General features: G+C 72.9%; 18 protein-coding genes and 1 pseudogene. 13 read left to right on the forward strand and 6 right to left on the reverse strand.

All coding sequences use genetic code 11. The features are described from left to right. The coding region (locus tag AXW62_RS18895; protein WP_252368650.1) for an IclR family transcriptional regulator at nt 1–710 on the reverse strand (710 nt) is incomplete at its 3' end. A 158-nt stretch (nt 711–868) separates the two neighbouring features. Here AXW62_RS18895 and AXW62_RS18900 point away from each other — a divergent pair. From AXW62_RS18900 to AXW62_RS18920, 5 genes are all read left to right on the forward strand, one after another. Next, nucleotides 869–1,324: a nuclear transport factor 2 family protein gene (locus AXW62_RS18900; RefSeq protein WP_060945557.1), complete on the forward strand. Its 456-nt coding sequence runs from the start codon at nt 869–871 to the stop codon at nt 1,322–1,324. Nucleotides 1,325–1,474: 150 nt separating this feature from the next. After that, nucleotides 1,475–2,326, forward strand: a complete 852-nt coding sequence (locus AXW62_RS18905) for an SDR family NAD(P)-dependent oxidoreductase (protein WP_060945558.1) — start codon at nt 1,475–1,477, stop codon at nt 2,324–2,326. A gap of 46 nt (nt 2,327–2,372) precedes the next feature. After that, the gene (locus AXW62_RS18910; protein WP_211282364.1) at nt 2,373–3,143 is read left to right on the forward strand and encodes an SDR family NAD(P)-dependent oxidoreductase; all 771 of its coding nucleotides are present in this window, start codon (nt 2,373–2,375) and stop codon (nt 3,141–3,143) included. Further along, on the forward strand, nt 3,143–4,564 hold the full coding sequence (locus AXW62_RS45120; RefSeq protein WP_060945560.1) for an FAD-dependent oxidoreductase: 1,422 nt from the start codon (nt 3,143–3,145) through the stop codon (nt 4,562–4,564). The genes AXW62_RS18910 and AXW62_RS45120 overlap by 1 nt, the downstream gene beginning before the upstream one ends. Nucleotides 4,565–4,648: 84 nt before the next feature. Further along, nucleotides 4,649–5,995, forward strand: coding sequence for an MFS transporter (locus tag AXW62_RS18920; protein ID WP_060945561.1), 1,347 nt, complete (start codon nt 4,649–4,651; stop codon nt 5,993–5,995). A 209-nt stretch (nt 5,996–6,204) separates the two neighbouring features. Here the strand turns inward: AXW62_RS18920 and AXW62_RS18925 are convergent, their stop codons facing one another. Then, nucleotides 6,205–6,684, reverse strand: a complete 480-nt coding sequence (locus tag AXW62_RS18925) for an SRPBCC family protein (RefSeq protein WP_060945562.1) — start codon at nt 6,682–6,684, stop codon at nt 6,205–6,207. Nucleotides 6,685–6,989: 305 nt separating this feature from the next. Between AXW62_RS18925 and AXW62_RS18930 the strand changes: the two genes are divergently transcribed. Then, nucleotides 6,990–7,859, forward strand: coding sequence for a helix-turn-helix domain-containing protein (locus tag AXW62_RS18930; RefSeq protein ID WP_060945563.1), 870 nt, complete (start codon nt 6,990–6,992; stop codon nt 7,857–7,859). Continuing rightward, entirely contained in the window at nt 7,856–8,755 is a 900-nt protein-coding gene (locus tag AXW62_RS18935) for an aldo/keto reductase (RefSeq protein WP_060945564.1), read from the forward strand. Before AXW62_RS18930 ends, AXW62_RS18935 begins: the two co-directional genes overlap by 4 nt. Before the next feature lie 411 nt (nt 8,756–9,166). Here AXW62_RS18935 and AXW62_RS18940 read toward each other — a convergent pair whose 3' ends face one another. Next, nucleotides 9,167–10,627 carry an amidase gene (locus tag AXW62_RS18940; RefSeq protein WP_060945565.1) on the reverse strand — a complete coding sequence of 487 codons (1,461 nt, stop codon included), beginning with the start codon at nt 10,625–10,627 and terminating at the stop codon, nt 9,167–9,169. Between the two features lie 128 nt (nt 10,628–10,755). On the opposite strand from AXW62_RS18940, the gene AXW62_RS18945 reads away from it, so the two are divergent. The 3 genes and pseudogenes from AXW62_RS18945 (at nt 10,756) to AXW62_RS18955 (ending at nt 13,068) form a co-directional block, all read left to right on the forward strand. Next, nucleotides 10,756–11,382 (forward strand): TetR/AcrR family transcriptional regulator, encoded by a 627-nt coding sequence (locus tag AXW62_RS18945; RefSeq protein ID WP_060945566.1) that lies wholly within the window; start codon nt 10,756–10,758, stop codon nt 11,380–11,382. A 196-nt stretch (nt 11,383–11,578) separates the two neighbouring features. Further along, nucleotides 11,579–12,391 (forward strand): inositol monophosphatase family protein, encoded by an 813-nt coding sequence (locus tag AXW62_RS18950; protein WP_060945567.1) that lies wholly within the window; start codon nt 11,579–11,581, stop codon nt 12,389–12,391. Nucleotides 12,392–12,421: 30 nt separating this feature from the next. Then, nucleotides 12,422–13,068 (forward strand): annotated as a pseudogene (locus AXW62_RS18955) (NADPH-dependent F420 reductase). Between the two features lie 174 nt (nt 13,069–13,242). Here AXW62_RS18955 and ku read toward each other — a convergent pair. The 3 genes from ku to AXW62_RS18970 form a co-directional block, all read right to left on the reverse strand. Next, on the reverse strand, nt 13,243–14,184 hold the full coding sequence (ku, locus tag AXW62_RS18960; protein ID WP_060945568.1) for a non-homologous end joining protein Ku: 942 nt from the start codon (nt 14,182–14,184) through the stop codon (nt 13,243–13,245). Between the two features lie 404 nt (nt 14,185–14,588). Further along, nucleotides 14,589–15,356: an alpha/beta fold hydrolase gene (locus AXW62_RS18965; protein ID WP_244502755.1), complete on the reverse strand. Its 768-nt coding sequence runs from the start codon at nt 15,354–15,356 to the stop codon at nt 14,589–14,591. After that, a complete protein-coding gene (locus tag AXW62_RS18970) occupies nt 15,353–15,721 on the reverse strand; it encodes a DUF1330 domain-containing protein (RefSeq protein ID WP_060945569.1) in 369 nt (122 codons plus the stop codon). Before AXW62_RS18970 ends, AXW62_RS18965 begins: the two co-directional genes overlap by 4 nt. An 84-nt stretch (nt 15,722–15,805) precedes the next feature. Here AXW62_RS18970 and AXW62_RS18975 point away from each other — a divergent pair, with 84 nt between their 5' ends. The 3 genes from AXW62_RS18975 to AXW62_RS45125 all read left to right on the forward strand — a co-directional run. After that, nucleotides 15,806–16,408 carry a TetR/AcrR family transcriptional regulator gene (locus AXW62_RS18975; RefSeq protein ID WP_060945570.1) on the forward strand — a complete coding sequence of 201 codons (603 nt, stop codon included), beginning with the start codon at nt 15,806–15,808 and terminating at the stop codon, nt 16,406–16,408. A gap of 369 nt (nt 16,409–16,777) precedes the next feature. Continuing rightward, nucleotides 16,778–17,143: a hypothetical protein gene (locus AXW62_RS18980; RefSeq protein WP_060945571.1), complete on the forward strand. Its 366-nt coding sequence runs from the start codon at nt 16,778–16,780 to the stop codon at nt 17,141–17,143. A gap of 122 nt (nt 17,144–17,265) precedes the next feature. After that, on the forward strand, nt 17,266–17,459 hold a 194-nt coding region (locus AXW62_RS45125; protein ID WP_214516862.1), incomplete at its 3' end, for a hypothetical protein.

Genomic DNA, 17,459 nt, shown 5'->3' on the forward strand with positions numbered 1-17,459 from the left:
TGGTCGAGCAGTTCGCCCAGGCGCGTCGCGGCGCGCACGACGATGGCGCCGAGTTCGTCGAGGGCGGTGTGCTCGAAGACCGAGATGCCGATGCTGGTGGTCGCCTCGCCGCCGCGCGCCGGGACGGCGGCGGAGACGCCGGTCACGGCGGGGATGACCTCGCCCGTGGTGACGGCGTAGCCCTTGGCGCGGGCCTCGGTGACCTCGGGGCGCTCCCCCGCGCGGGGCGGGCCGTCGGCGAGCAGGGCGAGGCCGCCGGAGCCCTGCTCGATGGAGTGGGTCTGACCGGGCCGGAAGGACACGTGGACCAGGGCGCCGCGCGGCTCCACCACCATGAGGGCGCGCATTTCGTCGGTGCCCTCGCGGACCAACAGGTGGGCGGTGGCGCGGGTGGTCTCGGCCAGTTCGTCCAGGATCGGGCGGGCCAGTGCGCGCAGGTCCTGCTGAACGGGTTCGGCGAGGCTGACCAGGCCGGTGCCCAGGACGATCCGGCGCTGATGGTCGCGGCGGGTGAGCTGGTGCGCCTCCAGCGTCCGCACCAGGCGGTGCGCGACGGTGCGGTGCACCCCGACGGCGCCCGCCAGTTCGCTGACGGTCAGGCCCCGCGGGTGCTCCGAGAGTGCTCTGAGGATCAGCAGCCCGTGGTGGAGCGTCTTGGACATGCCGTTGTCGATCTCGGGGACCGATGAGGTCCGCGGTGGTGGGTTCACGTGTCCATCCCTTGACGGGTTTCGGCCAGGCTGCCTATGCTCCCATTATTCGCACAGTGCGTGCGATTATCGCACATCGCCTCCGTGTGGAGCAAACTCCCGCTCCGGCCGCTCGGGACGGCCGCCGGTGCGGGACCACATGCCGAAGGGACGCCCGCATGAACCCCAGCGCGCCAGCGTTTCCCGCCAGCGCCCGGCTGGCCGAAATCCAGCAGCTCTACCACCTCCAGAGCCACCTGATCGACGGTGGCCGCGCCGCGGAATGGGCCGCCACCTTCACCGCCGGGGCCACCTTCGACTCGCCGAGCTACCCGGCACCGGTGACCGGTACCGCCGCCCTGACCGCGTTCGCCGAGCGGTTCGCCGCCGACTGCGCCGCCGAGGGCGTGGTGCGCCGGCATGTGATCGGCAACATCGCCGTGACCGGCGACGACGGGGCCGGAACCCTGCGGGTGGAGTCGTATCTGCAGATCGTCGCGACCCCCCGGGGCGGGACACCGCGCACCGAGCGGTTCACCACCCTCACCGACCAGGTCGTGCGCGTCCACGACGGGTGGCGGATCGCCGCCCGTACCGTACGCCGCGACGACGCCCCCGGCGACGACGTGGCCTGACCCGGCCCAGCGCCCACCCGTCCCCCGCCGCCCCGGCGGCGACCTCCCGCGCCCGCACGGCGACGGGCCTCCCCGGTGTTCGCGCCGCACCCCGGTACCCGCGCGCCCCGACGGCCGCCGCGGAACGCCGATGACCAAGGAAGGGAACCGATGAGCACCACCGCAACCCCGCAGGCAGCCGACGCCGAAGAAGCCGGCCGGGTGGACCACCGGCGGCCCGCCGCCGTCCACCCGGAACTGGCCGGCACCACCGCCGTCGTCACCGGGGCCGCCCGCGGCATGGGCGCCGTGTTCAGCGAGGGCCTGGCCCTGCGCGGGGTGAACGTCATCGCCGCCGACATCGACCTCGACGCGATGAAGGAAACCGCCGAGGCGATCAACGCCCAGCGGGACGCGCTGCCCGAGGGCGGTCCGCGCGGCCGGGTCGTACCGGCCGCCGTGGACGTGGTGGACCCGGCCGGCCACGAGGAGCTGGCCCGGCTGGCGCACAGCGCGTTCGGCCGCCTGGACCACTGGGTCAACAACGCCGGTGTCTTCCCGCACGCCTTCGTCCAGGACATCTCGCCCGAGCAGATCGACGCGGTCCTGAAGGTCAATGTGCAGGGCGTGCTGTTCGGCTCCCAGGCCGCCGCCCGGCACATGCGGCCCGGCGGCTCGATCGTCAACATGTCGTCGGTCTCCGCGGTCCGGGTGCGCAAGGGCCGCGGCGCGTACTGCGCCTCCAAGGCGTCGGTGGCGCACCTGACCGAGTCACTGGCGGTGGAACTCGGCGACCAGGGCCTGCGGGTCAACGCGATCGCGCCCGGCTACATCGACACCGAGATGACCCGGTGGGTGCGCGAGGACCCGGCCGCGCTGCGGCACGCGCTGGACAGCGTGCCGCTGCACCGGCTGGGCTCCCCGCAGGAGGTGCTGGGCGTGCTGCTGTTCCTGCTCTCCGACAGCGCCCGCTACGTGACCGGGCACAGCATCGCCGTCGACGGCGGGTCGCGCCATGTCTGAGCCGGGCCGCCCCACGCACCGCGCCGCGGACGGCCACCTGGAGGCGGTGCGCTACCCGTCGGTCGTCCTCGTCACCGGGGCGGCGGCCGGGATGGGCGCCGAGCACGCCCGCGCGCTCGCCCGCCGCGGCAGCCACGTCCACCTGGCCGACATCGCCGACTGCGCCCCCGTGGTGCGGGAGATCACCGAGGCGGGCGGCCGGGCCACCGGACACACCCTGGACGTCACCGACCCGGCCGGCTGGCGCGCGGTCGTGGCCGCCGTGCGGACCGCGGACGGCCGGCTGGACGGACTGGTCAACAACGCCGGCGTCTCGCGCCGCCTGCGGTTCATGGACACCACCGAGGAGGTGTGGGAGCGGGTGCTGCGGGTCAACCTGTCCGGCCCGTTCCACGGCATCCGGGCCGTCGCGCCCCTGATGCGGGACAGCGGCGGCGGGGCCATTGTCAACATCTCCTCGATCTCCGGGCGGATCGGCTACTTCTCGCCGTCGTACGCGGCGAGCAAGTGGGGCCTGACCGGGCTGTCGAAGTCCGCGGCCGGTGAGCTGGCGGCCTGGAACATCCGGGTCAACTCGCTGCACCCCGGGCTGGTCGGCACCGGGCTGCTCGCCGGGTCGGACGCGTTCGTGGAAGCCGCCCGGCGCAGCATCCCGGCCGGGCGGCTGGGCGAGGTGGGCGAGGTCACCGACGCGGTGCTGTTCCTGCTCTCCGACCGCAGCTCCTACATGACCGGCAGCGAGGTCACCCTCGACGGCGGCCTGGTCTCCAACGGGCTCTACCACCGGATCCTCGACGACGCCCAAGGAGCACTGTGATGACCGACTTCGACGCGCTCGACGTGATCGTGGTGGGTGGCGGCGGAGCCGGTCTGGCCGCCGCGGTCAGCGCGGCCGAACAGGGCGCGCAAGTGGCGCTGTTCGAGTCCGAACGGGAACTGGGCGGCTCCACGCAGCTGTCCGCGGGCATGTTCACCGCGGCCGGCACCAGCGTGCAGCGCGGCCTGGGCATCGAGGACACCGCCGAGCGGCACTTCCAGCACTACATGGACCTCAACCAGTGGCAGCTCAAACCGGGGCTGATCCGGGCGTTCTGCGCCGCCGCCGGCCCCACCCTGGAGTGGCTGCTGGGCCTGGGCCTGGACGTCCCGGCCGCCGTTTCGCCCGACGCCCACACCCCGGGCCTGTGCCGGGCCGGGGTGGAGGACGTGTGGCGCGGCCACGTCCCGCGCGACCAGGGCTACGGCCTGGTGCAGGTGCTGGACCGGGCGCGGCGCGAACGCGGCGTGGAGGTCGTGCTGGGCACCCGGGTGGAGCGGCTGCTGTACGAGGAGGGCCGGGTCACCGGTGTGGTGGCCGACGGGATCGAGGTCCGGGCCGGCGCGGTGGTCGTCGCCAGCGGCGGCCTCGCCCGCGATCCCGGACTGCTCGACCGCCACTACCCGGCCGCCCGCGCGGCGGGCGAGGCGCTGTTCGTGGTGGCGGCACCGGGCAGCCGCGGCGACCACATCGCGTTCGCCGAGCAGACCGGCAGCGCGCTCACCGGGCACGGCTGGGGGCTGATGCTGCCGACCGCGTACTTCCAGCGGTACCACCACTGGCAGGCCGGGTTCCCGCCGAAGTCCCGGGTGTACGTGAACGGCGCCGGGCGCCGCTTCATGGACGAGGACGCCTCGTACGCCGTCTCCAGCGGCATCATCCTGGCCCAGGACGGGCCCGTGTGGGCGGTGTTCGACGAGAAGGCCCGGCTGGGGCTGCCGCCCGGCTACGCGGACTGGACACCTGACCGGATCGCCGAGGAGGCGCGCGCCGGCCGGCTGCTGAGCGCCGCTTCGCCGGCCGAGCTGGCCGCCGCCATGGGCGTACCGGCGGACGCGCTGACCGCGACCCTCGCGCGGTGGAACGCGCGGCTCGCCGCGACCGGCAGGGACCCGGAGTTCCTGCGCGAGGAGTCCCTCGCCGCGAAGGGCTCCCCGCAGGCCCCGGACCCGATCGCGGCCGGGCCGTTCTACGCGGCCCGGATCCTGCCCGCCGAGCTGGTGTGCACGCACACCGGTCTGGAGATCGACCAGGACGCCGCCGTCCTGGACCACACCGGTACCGCCGTGCCCGGTCTGTTCGCCGCCGGGGAGGCCGGCGGCGGGGTGCTCGGCATGCGGTACGTCGGGGGCGGCAACGCCGTTGCCAACGCCCTCACCATGGGGCGCATCGCCGGCCGCGGCGCGGCCCGCGGGCGCTGACCCCTCTCCCCGCCCGGCCGCCGGGCGGCGCGCGAGCGCCGCGGAGCCGGCCGTGACATCCCCCTCATTCCCTCAGGAGCCGTCATGGGAGCGCACCTCAACGCCGAGGACCCCGCCCTGGGCAGTGGAATCACCAGGAAGGTTTCGTACCGGATCTTCCCCATCGTGGGCCTGCTGTACGTGTTCAACTACATGGACCGGTCCAATATCAGCTACGCCCAGCTGGGCATGGAACACGACCTGGGCATCTCGACGGCCACGTTCGGTTCCGTCGCCGCCATCTTCTTCCTGGCCTACGTGGCCCTGGAGATCCCCAGCAACATGATGCTGAAGAAGGTCGGGGCCCGGCTGTGGCTGGCCCGGATCGCCATCAGCTGGGGCCTGGTGACCGCGGTCACCGGTTTCGTCTCCTCCGTCACCCACCTGTACATCGCACGCGTCGCGCTGGGGGTGGCGGAGGCCGGTCTCTTCCCCGGTCTGCTGCTGTACCTGACGTTCTGGTACCGGGGCCGGGAGCGGGGCCGGGCCATCGCGCTGCTGGCGCTGGCGCAGCCGGTCGCGATGATCCTGGGCTCCATGACCGGCGGCTGGATCCTGGACCACGTCGACTGGTTCGGCATGAGCGGCTGGCGCTGGGTGTTCATCCTGCAGGGCGCGCCCGCGGTGCTGATCGGCCTGGTCACCCTCCTCTGGCTGCCCGACCGGCCGGCCGACGCCCGTTTCCTGACGCCCGCCGAGCGCGGCTGGCTCCAGTCGGAAATCGACAAGGAGTACGCGGCGGGAGCCACCCACAAGGAGACGGTCCGCGACCAGTTGCGCGCGATGGGGAACCGCAAGGTGCTCTACCTCGCGGTGGCCAACTTCTTCGCCGCGTGCGGTCTGTACGGCTTCTCGTTCTTCCTCCCGAAGATCGTCCAGCAGCTCGACCCGAGCTACTCGGCGACCAACATCGGTCTGCTCGGCACCGTCCCGTACCTGGTGGGCGCGGTCGGCATGCTGCTGGTGGCGCGCAGCTCCGACCGGACCGGCGAGCGCCGCTTCCACGTCGTCGGGCTGATGCTGCTGGGCGCGCTCGGCCTGGCCGGCACGATCGTCTTCCGGCACGAGCCGGCGCCCGCGCTGGTCTGCCTGTCGCTGGTGGCGGTCGGTGTGCTCGGCTACATGGCCCCGTACTGGGCCCTGGCGGCGCGGGTGCTGCCGCGCGAACAGACCGCGGTGGGTCTGGCCGGCATCAACTCCATCGCCGCGCTGGGTGGTTTCTTCAGCCCCTACATCATCGGCAAGAACTCCACCGCCGACGACGTCACCGTCGGCCTGTACTTCCCCATCGTCTGTCTCGTGGTGTGCGCCGTGATGCTCGCCGTCCTCAAGGTGCCCCGGGACCGCCGGCCCGCCGACGCCTCCGCCGTGCCCACCGCCGCGGGCGTCTGACCGCACCCGCCCGGCTCCCCGGGACGTCTCCCCGCGCGAGGAACGGCTGCGCCCCGCCACCCCGGTGCGGGCTCGGCCGTTCCGGGCGCGGACCGGGGTCCGCGGACCGGCCGGGAGGCGCCGCGGGGCGCCGGACTCGCCCGCCACCGGGGCCGGACGGCCCGGTCCGGTGTCAGCAGGTCCGCTGTCACGAGGGTCCCGGTCCGGTGTCAGGGGGTTGCGGTGTTCTCCACGCGGGAGCCGCCGGACAGCCCCGGGGCGCAGTACTCGGCCAGCGCGCGCAGCCCTCCGGCGAAGACGGTGTCCCGGAAGGACCCGATCAACCCGTCCGCGTCCGAGGGGTCGCAGTCGAAGGTCGCCGACCAGCCGACGAACGCCTCACCGGTGGCGGTGACCGGCAGCACCCGCATGGTGGCCCGGTAGGAGCGCACCGGGTAGGGGGAGCTGACGATGTCGTACGTCAGGGACCTCTCGCCGTCGTCGAGCGCGACGAGGGTTTCCACCACGGTGCCGCCGCCGGCCATGAACAGGGTGCGGACACCGCCGACACGGTCAGGCGCGTCTTCCCGGCGCAGCGCGCCGCGCAGCACGGCAGGCTGCCAGGCGGCCAGGCCGCCGAAATCTCGCAGGGTGCGCCACACGGTGCCGGCATCGGCCGGGATGACGGCACTGGCGAACGTCTCAGGCATCGGGGTCCTTCCTCATCGCTCGTGGTTCTTTCGCATCACGGACCGGGGCGTTTACCGGGGCCACCAGGTCCTGTCGGCGGTGTCGCAGGTCGTGTCCCGACGGTAGGAGACCCTCCGCCGGAGGTGGGAGGGTGCGCCGCCCCCACCCGGCGGGCACGCGGCCGGTGTGGGCGGGCTGCCGTGGGCCGACCGCCGGCCGAGCCGTGTGATCAGCTCCCGAGCTCGGCACACCGGCCGGTCAGGCCCCGCGGGTGGGTGCGTCGCACCCACCCGCGGGTGGCGGTGTGCTGATTAGCCTGGCTGTCGTGGAAAGCGAGAACAAGCTCGGTGACTATCTGCGCGCCCGACGCGCGATGACCGCGCCACAGGATGTCGGTTTCCCCGACGACGGTTCCCGCCGGGTCCCCGGTCTGCGCCGGGACGAGGTGGCGCTGCTCGCCGGGGTGAGTACGGACTACTACATCCGGCTGGAACAGGGCCGTGAACGGCACCCCTCGGACCAGGTGCTCCAGGCGATCGCCCGGGCGCTGAGGCTCGACGACGCCGCGGCCGCCCATCTGTTCCGGATCGGTCTGCCGGCCCGCGGGCCGTCCGTGCCCCCGACGACGGCCGTCGCCCCGGAGCTGCTGCGGCTGATGGACGGCATGCTCGACGTGCCCGCCTTCGTGGTCGGCTCGGCACAGGACGTGCTCGCCGCCAACGCGCTGGCGCGGGAGCTGTACCGCGGTTTCGCCCGGTACGACAACCTGCTACGGATGATCTTCCTGGACCCTTTCGCCCGGGAGTTCTACGCCGACTGGGACAGGGCGGCGCGGACCGCCGTGGGCAATCTGCGGGCGTCCTCGTCGCAGTTCCCGGGCGACGGGCGCATCGAGCGTGTCGTCGGCGAGCTGAGCGTGCGCAGTCCCGCGTTCGCGACCCTGTGGGCCCGTTACGAGGTCCGCCCGCGGACGCAGGAGGACAAGCACTTCCGGCACCCGCGGGTGGGAGAGCTCCATCTGCACTTCGAGGCGCTGGCGGTCACCAGCGCCCCGGGCCAGCACCTGTCCGTCTACAGCGCCGAGCCCGGCAGCGCCAGCGGCGACGGCCTGGTCCTGCTGCGCCGGCTGGCCGAGCAGAGCGCCGCTTCCACCGAACAGAACACCTCCGCCGAGGAAGGAACCATCCGGTCATGACCGAATCCGCCGTCCACGCCCCCGACAGTTTCGAGATCGCCGGCAAGAAGGTGGCCCGTCTGGGGTTCGGCGCCATGCGGCTCACCGGACTCGGGGTGTGGGGCGAACCCGACGACCGCGAGGAGTGCGTCCGCGTGGTCCGCCGCGCCGTCGAGCTCGGCGTCCAGCTGATCGACACCGCGGACTCCTACGGGCCGTACGTCAGCGAGGAGATCATCCGGGAGGCCATCCACCCCTACCCGGACGATGTCCTCATCGCGACCAAGGCCGGGCTCACCCGCAACGGGCCCGACGTGATCAGGACCGACCGGGGACTGGTACGCCTGGGCCCCAAGGCGTGGCCGCCGGTCGGACGTCCCGAGTACCTGCGGCAGCAGGCCGAGATGAGCCTGCGGCGCCTCGGCCTGGACCACATCGACCTGTTCCAGCTGCACCGCGTCGACCCGAAGGTCCCGCTGGAGGACCAGGTCGGTGAGTTGCGGAAGCTCCAGGACGAAGGCAAGATCGTCGCGATCGGCCTGTCCCAGGTCACCGTCGACCAGATCGAACAGGCACGGCGGATCGCCGACATCGCGACCGTCCAGAACCGCTACAACCTCACCGACCGCACCTCCGCCGACGTTCTCGACCACTGCGCCCGCCAGGGCATCGGCTTCATCCCCTGGGCACCGGTGGCCGCCGGCGAGCTGGCCCGGCCCGGCGGACCGGTCGACCGCATCGCCTCGGCGCACGGCGCCACCCCCTCCCAGGTCTCCCTGGCGTGGCTCCTGGCCCGCTCCGAGGTCATGCTGCCGATTCCCGGTACGTCCAAGGTGGCCCACCTGGAGGACAACATGGCCGCGGCCGGGCTGCGGCTGAGCGCCGACGAGATCGACGAGCTGACCAATGCCGTCTGATGGCCGCCGCACGCGCCGGTTGCGCCGTGTTCGCGGGTAACGCGAGGCAGGCCCGCCGGGGCTCCCCGCCACCGCGCGAGGGCGGCACCGCCCCGGTGCGTTGACGAACCAAGGCGGCCGTCGAGCCGTGGCGGGCCGTCGAGCCCCGGCGGGGCGCCGGGCCGCGCGCACGCGTGGTGCGCGGGGCCCTGCCTTCGGGCGCTGATGGGCGCTTCGGGGCTTGCCGCTCCGCCCCGCAGGGCCGATGCCTGGCGGGGCGGAGCGCCACGGGGCGAAGCGCCGCGGCGGCGGTGCGGGCCCGGGGCGCCGGGAGTGCCGGGACCGCCCGGGACGACGTGCGCGAGGCGTCTCGCCCACCCGCTCAGGGCATGGTCCTGTCCCGTGCGCTCCCGGCTTCCCGGAAGCGCTGCCTCATGGGCTCGGGTGGTTCCCCGCGTTCCCTGCCCACACCGTGGGGGTCCGGCCCGACCACGGGCTTGCCTGTTCGAGCTGTCCGGCGAGGCGGAAGAGAAGGCCCTCGTGGCCGTAACCGGCGGCGAACTGCACACCGATCGGGAGCCCCGTCGCGTCGTCGGCCGTCAACGGCACGGACATGGCGGGCGTGCCCGCCACGTTGAACGCCGCGGTGAACGGCGAGCGGTCGAAGATGCGCCGGAGCCAGTCGAGGCCGTCCAGCGTCTCCGCCCCCTCGGCGTAGGTGCCCAACGGCACGGGGAGTTCCGGCAGGGTCGGGGTGAGCAGCATGTCATGCGTCTCGAAGTAGCCCGCCAGGCTTCGGGCGACCCGGTTCCGGATCGCGAGCGCGGTGACGAACTGGGCGCCGCCGACCCGCTGCCCGTAGTGGTAGCTGGCGAGGGTCACCGGTTCGAGGGTCGAGGAGTCGATGGGCCGGTCGAAGGCGGCGGCCAGCTCGTCGATCGAGGCGGTGAGATTCGCCGTCCACAGCCGGGCATTGGCCAGGAGGAACTCTTCCCAGTCGGCTCCGAGGCCGACCTCGACCTCCTCCACCCGGTGGCCGAGGGATTCCAGCAGCCGCACGGTGCGGGAGAGCGCGTCGGCCACTGGTGCGGCCGTGCGGCGCCCGCCCCATGCCTGGGCGAGGACACCGATCCGCAGGGAGCCCGGGTGGCGGGTGACTTCCTCCGCGTACGGCCGGGACGGCTGCTGGGCGAAGTAGGGGTCACCCGGTTCCGGGCCCCGGATCTGGTCGAGCAGCGCCGCGCTGTCCCGCACGGTGCGGCTGACGCCGCCCTGCACGGCCAGGCCGTTGAATATCTCGTCGACGCCGGGCCCCACGGAGACCCGGCCACGGGTGGGCTTCAGCCCGAAGAGCCCGTTGTAGGCGGCGGGGATGCGGATGGAGCCGGCGGCGTCGGTGGCGTGTGCGACCGGGACCACCCCGGCGGCGACGGCCGCGCCCGCGCCCCCGCTGGATCCGCCCGCGCTGCGCTCCAGGTCCCACGGGTTGCGGGTCGCGCCGTACAGCACGGGTTCCGTGGTGATGCTGTAGGCCATCTCCGGTGTCGCGGTACGCCCGAACGTCACGAGGCCGGCGCGCCGGAAGCGCCGCATCAGGAAGGAGTCGGCGCCGGCGACGTTGCCGGCCGCGAGCCGGCTGCCCAGCTCCGTACGCCTCCCGGCCATGGTGACCCCGAGATCCTTGACCAGGAAGGGGACCCCGGCCAGCGGTGTGCTGCCAGGGATGGGCTCGTCGTCGGCCGGCCATGTCTCCACGATGGCGTTGATCCGCGGATTGACCGCCCGCGCGGCCTCACGTGCGGCGGCTTCCAGTTCGGCGGGCGTCACCTCGCCCTTGGCCACCAGCTCGGCGAGTCCGACCGCGTCGAAGCTCACGTACTCGGCAAGTCTCACTGTCACTCCCAACGGAAAGAACGATACCTACGAGTACCGAATGATACCCAGCGGTATCGCGTGGAACGGACTGGTACCGTAGCAGGGGACGAGGGCACCCGACACCGACCGGACGTCACGGAGCAGTCATGGCAACGACCGCCAGCAGGCCGAGCAGGGTGGCGAAACTGCCGCCTCGGGAGCGCATCCTCGACGCGGCGGAAGAGCTCTTCCAGAGCGAGGGGATCCGGCGGGTGGGCGTCCAGGCGATCGCCGAGAAGGCCGAGACCACCAAGATGGCGATCTACCGGCACTTCGAAACCAAGGACGCGCTGGTCGCGGAGTGGCTGCGGATCGTCGCCGCCGACTACCAGGCGGCCTTCGACCGCGTCGAGGCCGAATACCCCGGCCGGCCCAGAGAGCAGATCCTGGCCATCGCCCGCTTCATCGCCGAGGGACTGCCCGGGATCTCGCACCGGGGCTGCCCGTTCATCAACTCCCTCGCCGAACTGCCCGACCGCGACCATCCCGCCCGGCAGGTGATCGAGAAGCACAAGGCCCGCCAGACCCGCAGGCTGGTCGGCATGTGCGCGGAGGCCGGGCTGCCCGACCCCGAGCAGGCCGCGGCCGAGATCACCTTCATACTCGAAGGCGCGCAGGTCAGCACGCAGAACGGAAGCATCGATCAGGCGGGCGACCGACTGATGCGCATCGTCGAGCGGATCGTGGATCAGCACCGCTCCCCCCTCGACGCGTCGCGGGCGACCACCGGCTGACCGCCCCTCGCCCGCCCCGCCGAACGCCGGGAACCAGGCGCGCTTTAGCCCGCGTCCAGCCGAACGCTCGCGCCCGGGTCCCGGCTGAAGGCTTTCCTACTGTCGAGGGGCAGACGGCGAAGCGCGCGCCACGCCCCTCCTCAACCGCCTTTCCATGGCACCTCTTTGTCCAGCCAAGCCCCGTGGGAGCACCCTCATGTCCCCTGTCACCACCACCGACTCCGACACAGTCTTGCTGGGTCGAGTCACCTCCGCCGTCCACGCCGCGGGCGACCGGCTGCGCGAGCGCTGCACCCCGCATGCCCGCGGTGTCGGCCTCGACGAGATCGTCACGGAGATCCACGCCAACGACGACGCGGTACTCGATGTTCTGAAGGAGCCGCTGCTGGCGGCCCGGCCCGGCGCGAACTGGGTCGACGACGAACTCGCCGGCGGCGCGTTGCCACCGGGCGAGTGGTGGATCGTCGATCCGGCCGAGGGCAACATCAACCACGTCCACGGCATGCCGGACTGGGCCGTGACCGCCACCCTCGTCCGCGACAACCGCCCGGTCCTCACCGTCGTCCACCTTCCGCTGACCGGCGACGACTACACCGCGCTGGCCGGAGGCGGCGCCCACCTGAACGGTGTGCCGCTGCGCGTGTCGGCCAAGACCGACCTGGGCGCGGCCCTGACCGGCACCGGCCAGGCCAGGCCGGGCGAAGGCGAGCGGACGTTCCACCGGATCGGCGCGTCCGTCACCCAGATGCTGATCCACGGGCTCGTCGTCCGGGTCTCCGTACCCGGCACGTTGCAGCTGATCCACGTCGCGGCCGGCCGCACGGACGCCTTCTGGCAGTTCTCCGACGTCCGCTCGGGCCTGGTGGCCGGTGCCCTGCTGGTCACCGAGGCCGGCGGCACCGTCACCGACATCCGCGGCAACCCGTGGAGCCCGGCCAGCCCCGACTTCCTGGCCGCCGCCCCCGGTGTCCACGCCGCGGCCGTCGCGGCCCTGTCCCCCGTCGCCTGACCATCCGCACCCCGCAAGGAGTACACCAGCATGACCAGCATCGGCATCCTCGGCACCGGCCGCGTCGGCAGCGGTCTCGCCCGCGAACTCGCCGCCGCCGGCCACGAGGTCACCCTCGGCCACCGGCAGCCACCCGAGGAGCCCGCGGCTCCCGGGACCGGCCCCGCCCGGGGACTCCGCTGCGCCGACCAGCGCACCGCCGTCGCCACCACCGACATCGTGCTCAACGCGACCCCGGCGACACGACCCTGGAGCGCCTGTCCGCCCTGGGCACCGAACTGGCGGGCAAGATCCTCATCGACGTCTCCAACGCCACCCGCCACTCCCCCGACGGGCTCCCCTCGGACCTCTGCTACCCCGGCAGCAGCCTCGCCGAGAAGCTCCAGCGGGCCCTGCCCGCCACCCGGGTCGTCAAGACGCTCAACGCCATGCTCTTCCCGGTCATGACCGCCCCCGCGGCCCTGTCCACCCCGCCCACCGCCTACCTCTCCGGCGACGACGCGGACGCCAAGAACATCACCGCGGGTCTCCTCGGCGACCTGGGCTGGCGGCCCGAGTGGATCGAAGACCTCGGCGACATCACCACCGCCCGCGCCACCGAAGCGCTCGTCCTGCTCGTCCCCCATGTGCTGCGCCGCCGCGGATTCCAGCCGTTCGCCGTCTCCCTCGCGCGTTGAGTCCCCCGCACCCGTCCGCGGCGAGACCTTCCGCGGACGGGTGCGGGTCTGACGGAGGACGTGCCTTGGCGGAACCAGGGCTCAGCGGGGCAGCGCTCGGGCGGGACGGGGCGCGAGCGGGGCAGGGCTTCGGCGAGGAAAGACTCCAGGCGGGGCGCCGGCCGAGTGCGGCGCTCAGGACGCGGGCCGCTTCCTGGCCGTTTTCTTCGCCGCGGGCTTCTTCGCGGACGGCTTCGCGGGCTTCTTCTCCGCCGTCTTCTTCGCGGTGGCCTTCTTCTTCGGCCGCATCTGGTGGACCTCGGCCTCGGTCCCGGCCTCCGCCTCCTCGGCGACGGTCTCGCCACGACGCTCCTTGGCCGCGCGCACACTGTCCTGGAGGGCGGACATGAGGTCCACCACCTTGCCCTTGGGCTCGGCCGGCGCCTCCAGGTGCGGCGGTTCGACGCCCTCGGCCTTGGCCCTGATGACGGCCTCGACCGCCTCGCGGTACTGGTCCTTGTACTGGTTGAGGTCGGCGCCGCCCATGGTCTCCATGAGCGCCACGGCCTCGTCGACCTCGGCGTCGGAGATCTCGACCCCTTGCGGAGCGATCCCCTCCGCACTGCGGATCTCGTCGTCCCAGTGCATGATCTGGAGCACGATCGCGTCTCCGACGACCCTCAGCGCGCCGAGCCGCTCCTTGCCGTGCCACACGAATTTGGCGACGGCCACCTTGTCGCTCCGTTTGAGCGCCTCGCGCAGCAGTACATAGGGCTTGGCGGCGACGGCCCCGTCTCCTTGGAGGTAGTAGGGCTTGTCGTAGCGGATGGCGTCGAGCCGCTCCTCGGGAACGAACGCCTGTACGTCGATGGCCTTGGCGGTGGGCAGCGGCAGTTGCTCGAGGTCCTCGTCGGTGATGGGGACGAGAAGATCTTTGGCGGCCTCGTACGCCCGGCCGATCTCGTCGTTGCCGACTTCCCGGTCCTCGATCTCGCACACCTTTCGGTTGCGGATGAGCGCGTCGTCGCGGTTGTGGATCTGCCGGAAGCGGATCGAATGATCCTCGGTCGCGGGATACATCTTGATCGGAATGGTGACGAGGCCGAAGCTGACGGCACCGGACCATACGGGGCGCATGGCTACCTCCACAGGCCCCCCTGGGGAATCCCAGCGTATGCGAGGTACGCGGCGGCTGCCCCTGGTCAGCGCGCTGCCGGTCGACGAACCGGAACCGGGTGGTGGGTGCGTCCCGGTGCCGTGGCCCGCGGCGCGCCCCGCGCCGCGCTGCTCTTTCGGGACCGGCCTCCTGCCGATTGCCGGGGTTCCGGTTGTAGATATATGCGATGTGTGTCGGCCGGATCGTGTACTTCGGGGCTTGCGCCGTGCCACACTGAGGTTGGCCCTCACCGCATCCCCCGTCGGTGAGGGCCACTTCCCTTTCCCGGCCGGTGTGCCCGGGGCGGGAGCGGGGCTGCCCTGCCCTTCACGGCCCGCCATGGCCAGGCCGCTCGCGTCCTGTCCGGGCCGTCAGCACTCCGCCGTCAGCACTCCGCCCAGAACGCGGTCAGGGCTCGGGCGCCACGCGCGGGGTCCTGGTTCATCCACCAGTGGCCGAGTCCGTCCAGCGTCTCGACCCGGGCGCCCGCGCGCCGGGCCGCGCGCCGGCGTTGCCCGTCGGTGCCGACCATGTGGTCCTCGGTGGCGAGGAACACCAGGCCGGGCCGCCGCGCGGCGCGTTCCAGGTCCCGGCCGAGCTCGGCCATCACCGGCTGCGCGGCCGAGCGGTAGAGCGCGAGCACGGCGCGGCCCATCGTCTCGTCCTGCGCCGCGGCGATCCGCTCGGCCACGGGCCTGTTCACGCCGCGCTCGACGAGCGCCTCGACACGTGTCCCGAGGGGTGCGCCGAACCGGGCGGCGACGTCGGCTTCCCCCTCTCCGGGGAGCTGCCAGCGCTGGGCGAGCTCATGCCAGACGTAGTCGGGGTCGAACGCCCCGATGACGTCGCTCGCCCAGCTGCGCAGCAGATCCGGCCGGCTGATGGCGACGTTCACCACGTGTCCGCCGCCCCAGTCGTGGCCGACCAGGTCGACGGGTTCCCCGAGGTCCTCCAACGCGCCGATCAGCCAGTCCCGGTACGCGCCGACGGTCGCGTCGAACCCGGCCGGCAGGGGTGCGCCGAACCCGGGTGGCGAGAGACAGATCAGCTCGGTACGCGGCACACCGGCGCGTTCGAGTTCAGCGAGCAACGGGTCCCACACCGCCGCCGTTTCGGGGTTGCCGTGCACGAAGACCTTCGGCACCGCGCTCACCCCCCGATCGGTGAGGTCGGCTGCAGAACCGCTTCCACGAGCGCCTCACTGCGCAGGTGAGCCGCCGCGCGGTAGTCGGGATCGCGGATCATGTCCACGAACGCCCGCCGGTCCGGGTAGCGCACCAGCGCCACCATGTCCCATGCCTGCCCGTCCTCGGCGACCAGCGCACGCCCACCGTCGCCCAGGTATTCCACCCGCAGCCCGTACCGCACGTTGATCTCCGCCCCCAGGGCGTCCGCGTAGCGCTGGTAGCTCTCGCGGCCCCCGTCCGGACGGAAGCGCAGCAGGTTCAGCATCACCACGGGACCTCCCGGGTCCTCCGCGAGCAGCGTGTCCAGCTCGCGGTCGTCGATCTCGATCATTCATTGCCTCCAAGGGTTCCTGGTCCAGCCGCCACCCTCACATACTTGTCGGTCAGCACGCAAGTTTCTTGGTAGGATGGCCGTATGGTCACCACTCGCCGCACACAGCAGGAACGCCGGGACCGGGCCGAGGCCGCGTTGCTCAACGCCGCCGCCGAACTGGTCGTTCAGCACGGTGTACGGTCGCTGACGCTGGCGCGAGTCGGCGAACGAGCGGGGTACAGCCGCGGAATCGTCACCCATCACTTCGGGTCCAAGCAGGCCCTGATCGAGCGACTGGCCCGCGCCACCCAAACCGGCTTCGTCCCCGGACTCGACGACCTGCCACCCGGGCTGGACCGGCTGCTGCGACTCATCAACGGTTACCTCGACGCACTCGGGGACATCGGGCTCATGCACCGGGCCTTCCTGCTGCTGTGGTCCGAAGCGGCCACCGCGTCCGAACTGGCCCCGATCTTCCGCGAGCGCGACGAGGCGTTCCGCCGCGACCTGCGCTCCGACGTCGCCGCGGGAATCGCCGACGGCGATGTGCGCCCGGACGCCGAGCCCGATGATGTCGCCGTCGCGATCGTCGGCCAACTGCGCGGCATCGGCATGCAGTTGCTCCTCAACCCGCACTCCGTTGACACCGCGCGGCTGAGCCGCACCGTCACCGATCAGTGGCGCCGGGCACTGCGCGCCTCATGAGGCGCGGGGCAGCCCGGCCGCCCCTGGCACGTTGCCCACGGCTTCGGTCCGCGCGCAGGAGAACCCGTGCCCCCGGCGGCCCGCCGTGCGGGATCCGGCCCGGCGCGAAGCCCGGCGCATAAGGCCCGCGTCGCGGTGCGGCACGACCTCAGCGCCGAGAGCACCGACCCGGCGGGTACGGCCCGCGCCCTGCCCGCCACCGGCGGCGACCGCCTGCCGGTCGCGGCCCGGATCACGGCCGGAGAAGTGCTCCCGGCGGCATCCCCCTCGACCGTCGGGACCATGGCCGAACGGTCCGGGAGGGGTCCCGGGACCGGCGGGTTAGAAAGGCCGCTCGGAAAACTTCCTCAGCGACAGGAGGTCCCATCGATGAGCACCGCGATGCGACGGAAGGCCGCGACGGCTGCCGTGACGCCGATTCTGGCGGGCGCACTGGGGTTCGGCCTGATGGCGCCGACGGCGCATGCCGCCGCCCACGGGCCCTGCTATGACGGGCGCTGCACGGTCACCGTGTCGGCGCCCAAGAGCATCAAAGTCAACAGCCACCGGTTCGGGTTCGGGAAGCTCCGGATCACGCATGTCAGTTCCCGGTCCGTGAAGTTGTCGGCCACCTCGGGCAACACGCGGCTGAGCGGCAGCGCCAGTCCGGGCGGCACCGTCAGGCTCAACAGCCTGAGCATCTGGGTGAGGTCGGTCAGCGGCCACCGGGCCAGGCTCGTCCTGACCCCCTCCTGAGCCCGTCGCCGAACCCCGGCTCGTGCGGTCTCGCGCCGGAGTGGCGGACACCCGGCGCAGGCGGCTGACCATCGCGGGAGCCGGGGCGCGCGTCGGGGAGACGAGCGCTCCCGGGGACCGCGGTGCGCCGCGGCTACGGCCCACGGCTGCGGCTGCGGCTGCGGCTGCGGCTGCGGGAGGCGTTCACCCGTGCGTTCCGGGCCATGCGCGGTACGGGGGGCCGGGCGAGGCCCGGCGGACAGGGACCGGAACTCCTGAGCACCCGGCTGCCCCCGGACGCAGGACAGGCGGGCGCGGGGGTGCGGCTCCCGAGAGG

This window comes from Streptomyces hygroscopicus subsp. hygroscopicus (assembly GCF_001553455.1).
GTDB lineage: Bacteria > Actinomycetota > Actinomycetes > Streptomycetales > Streptomycetaceae > Streptomyces > Streptomyces hygroscopicus.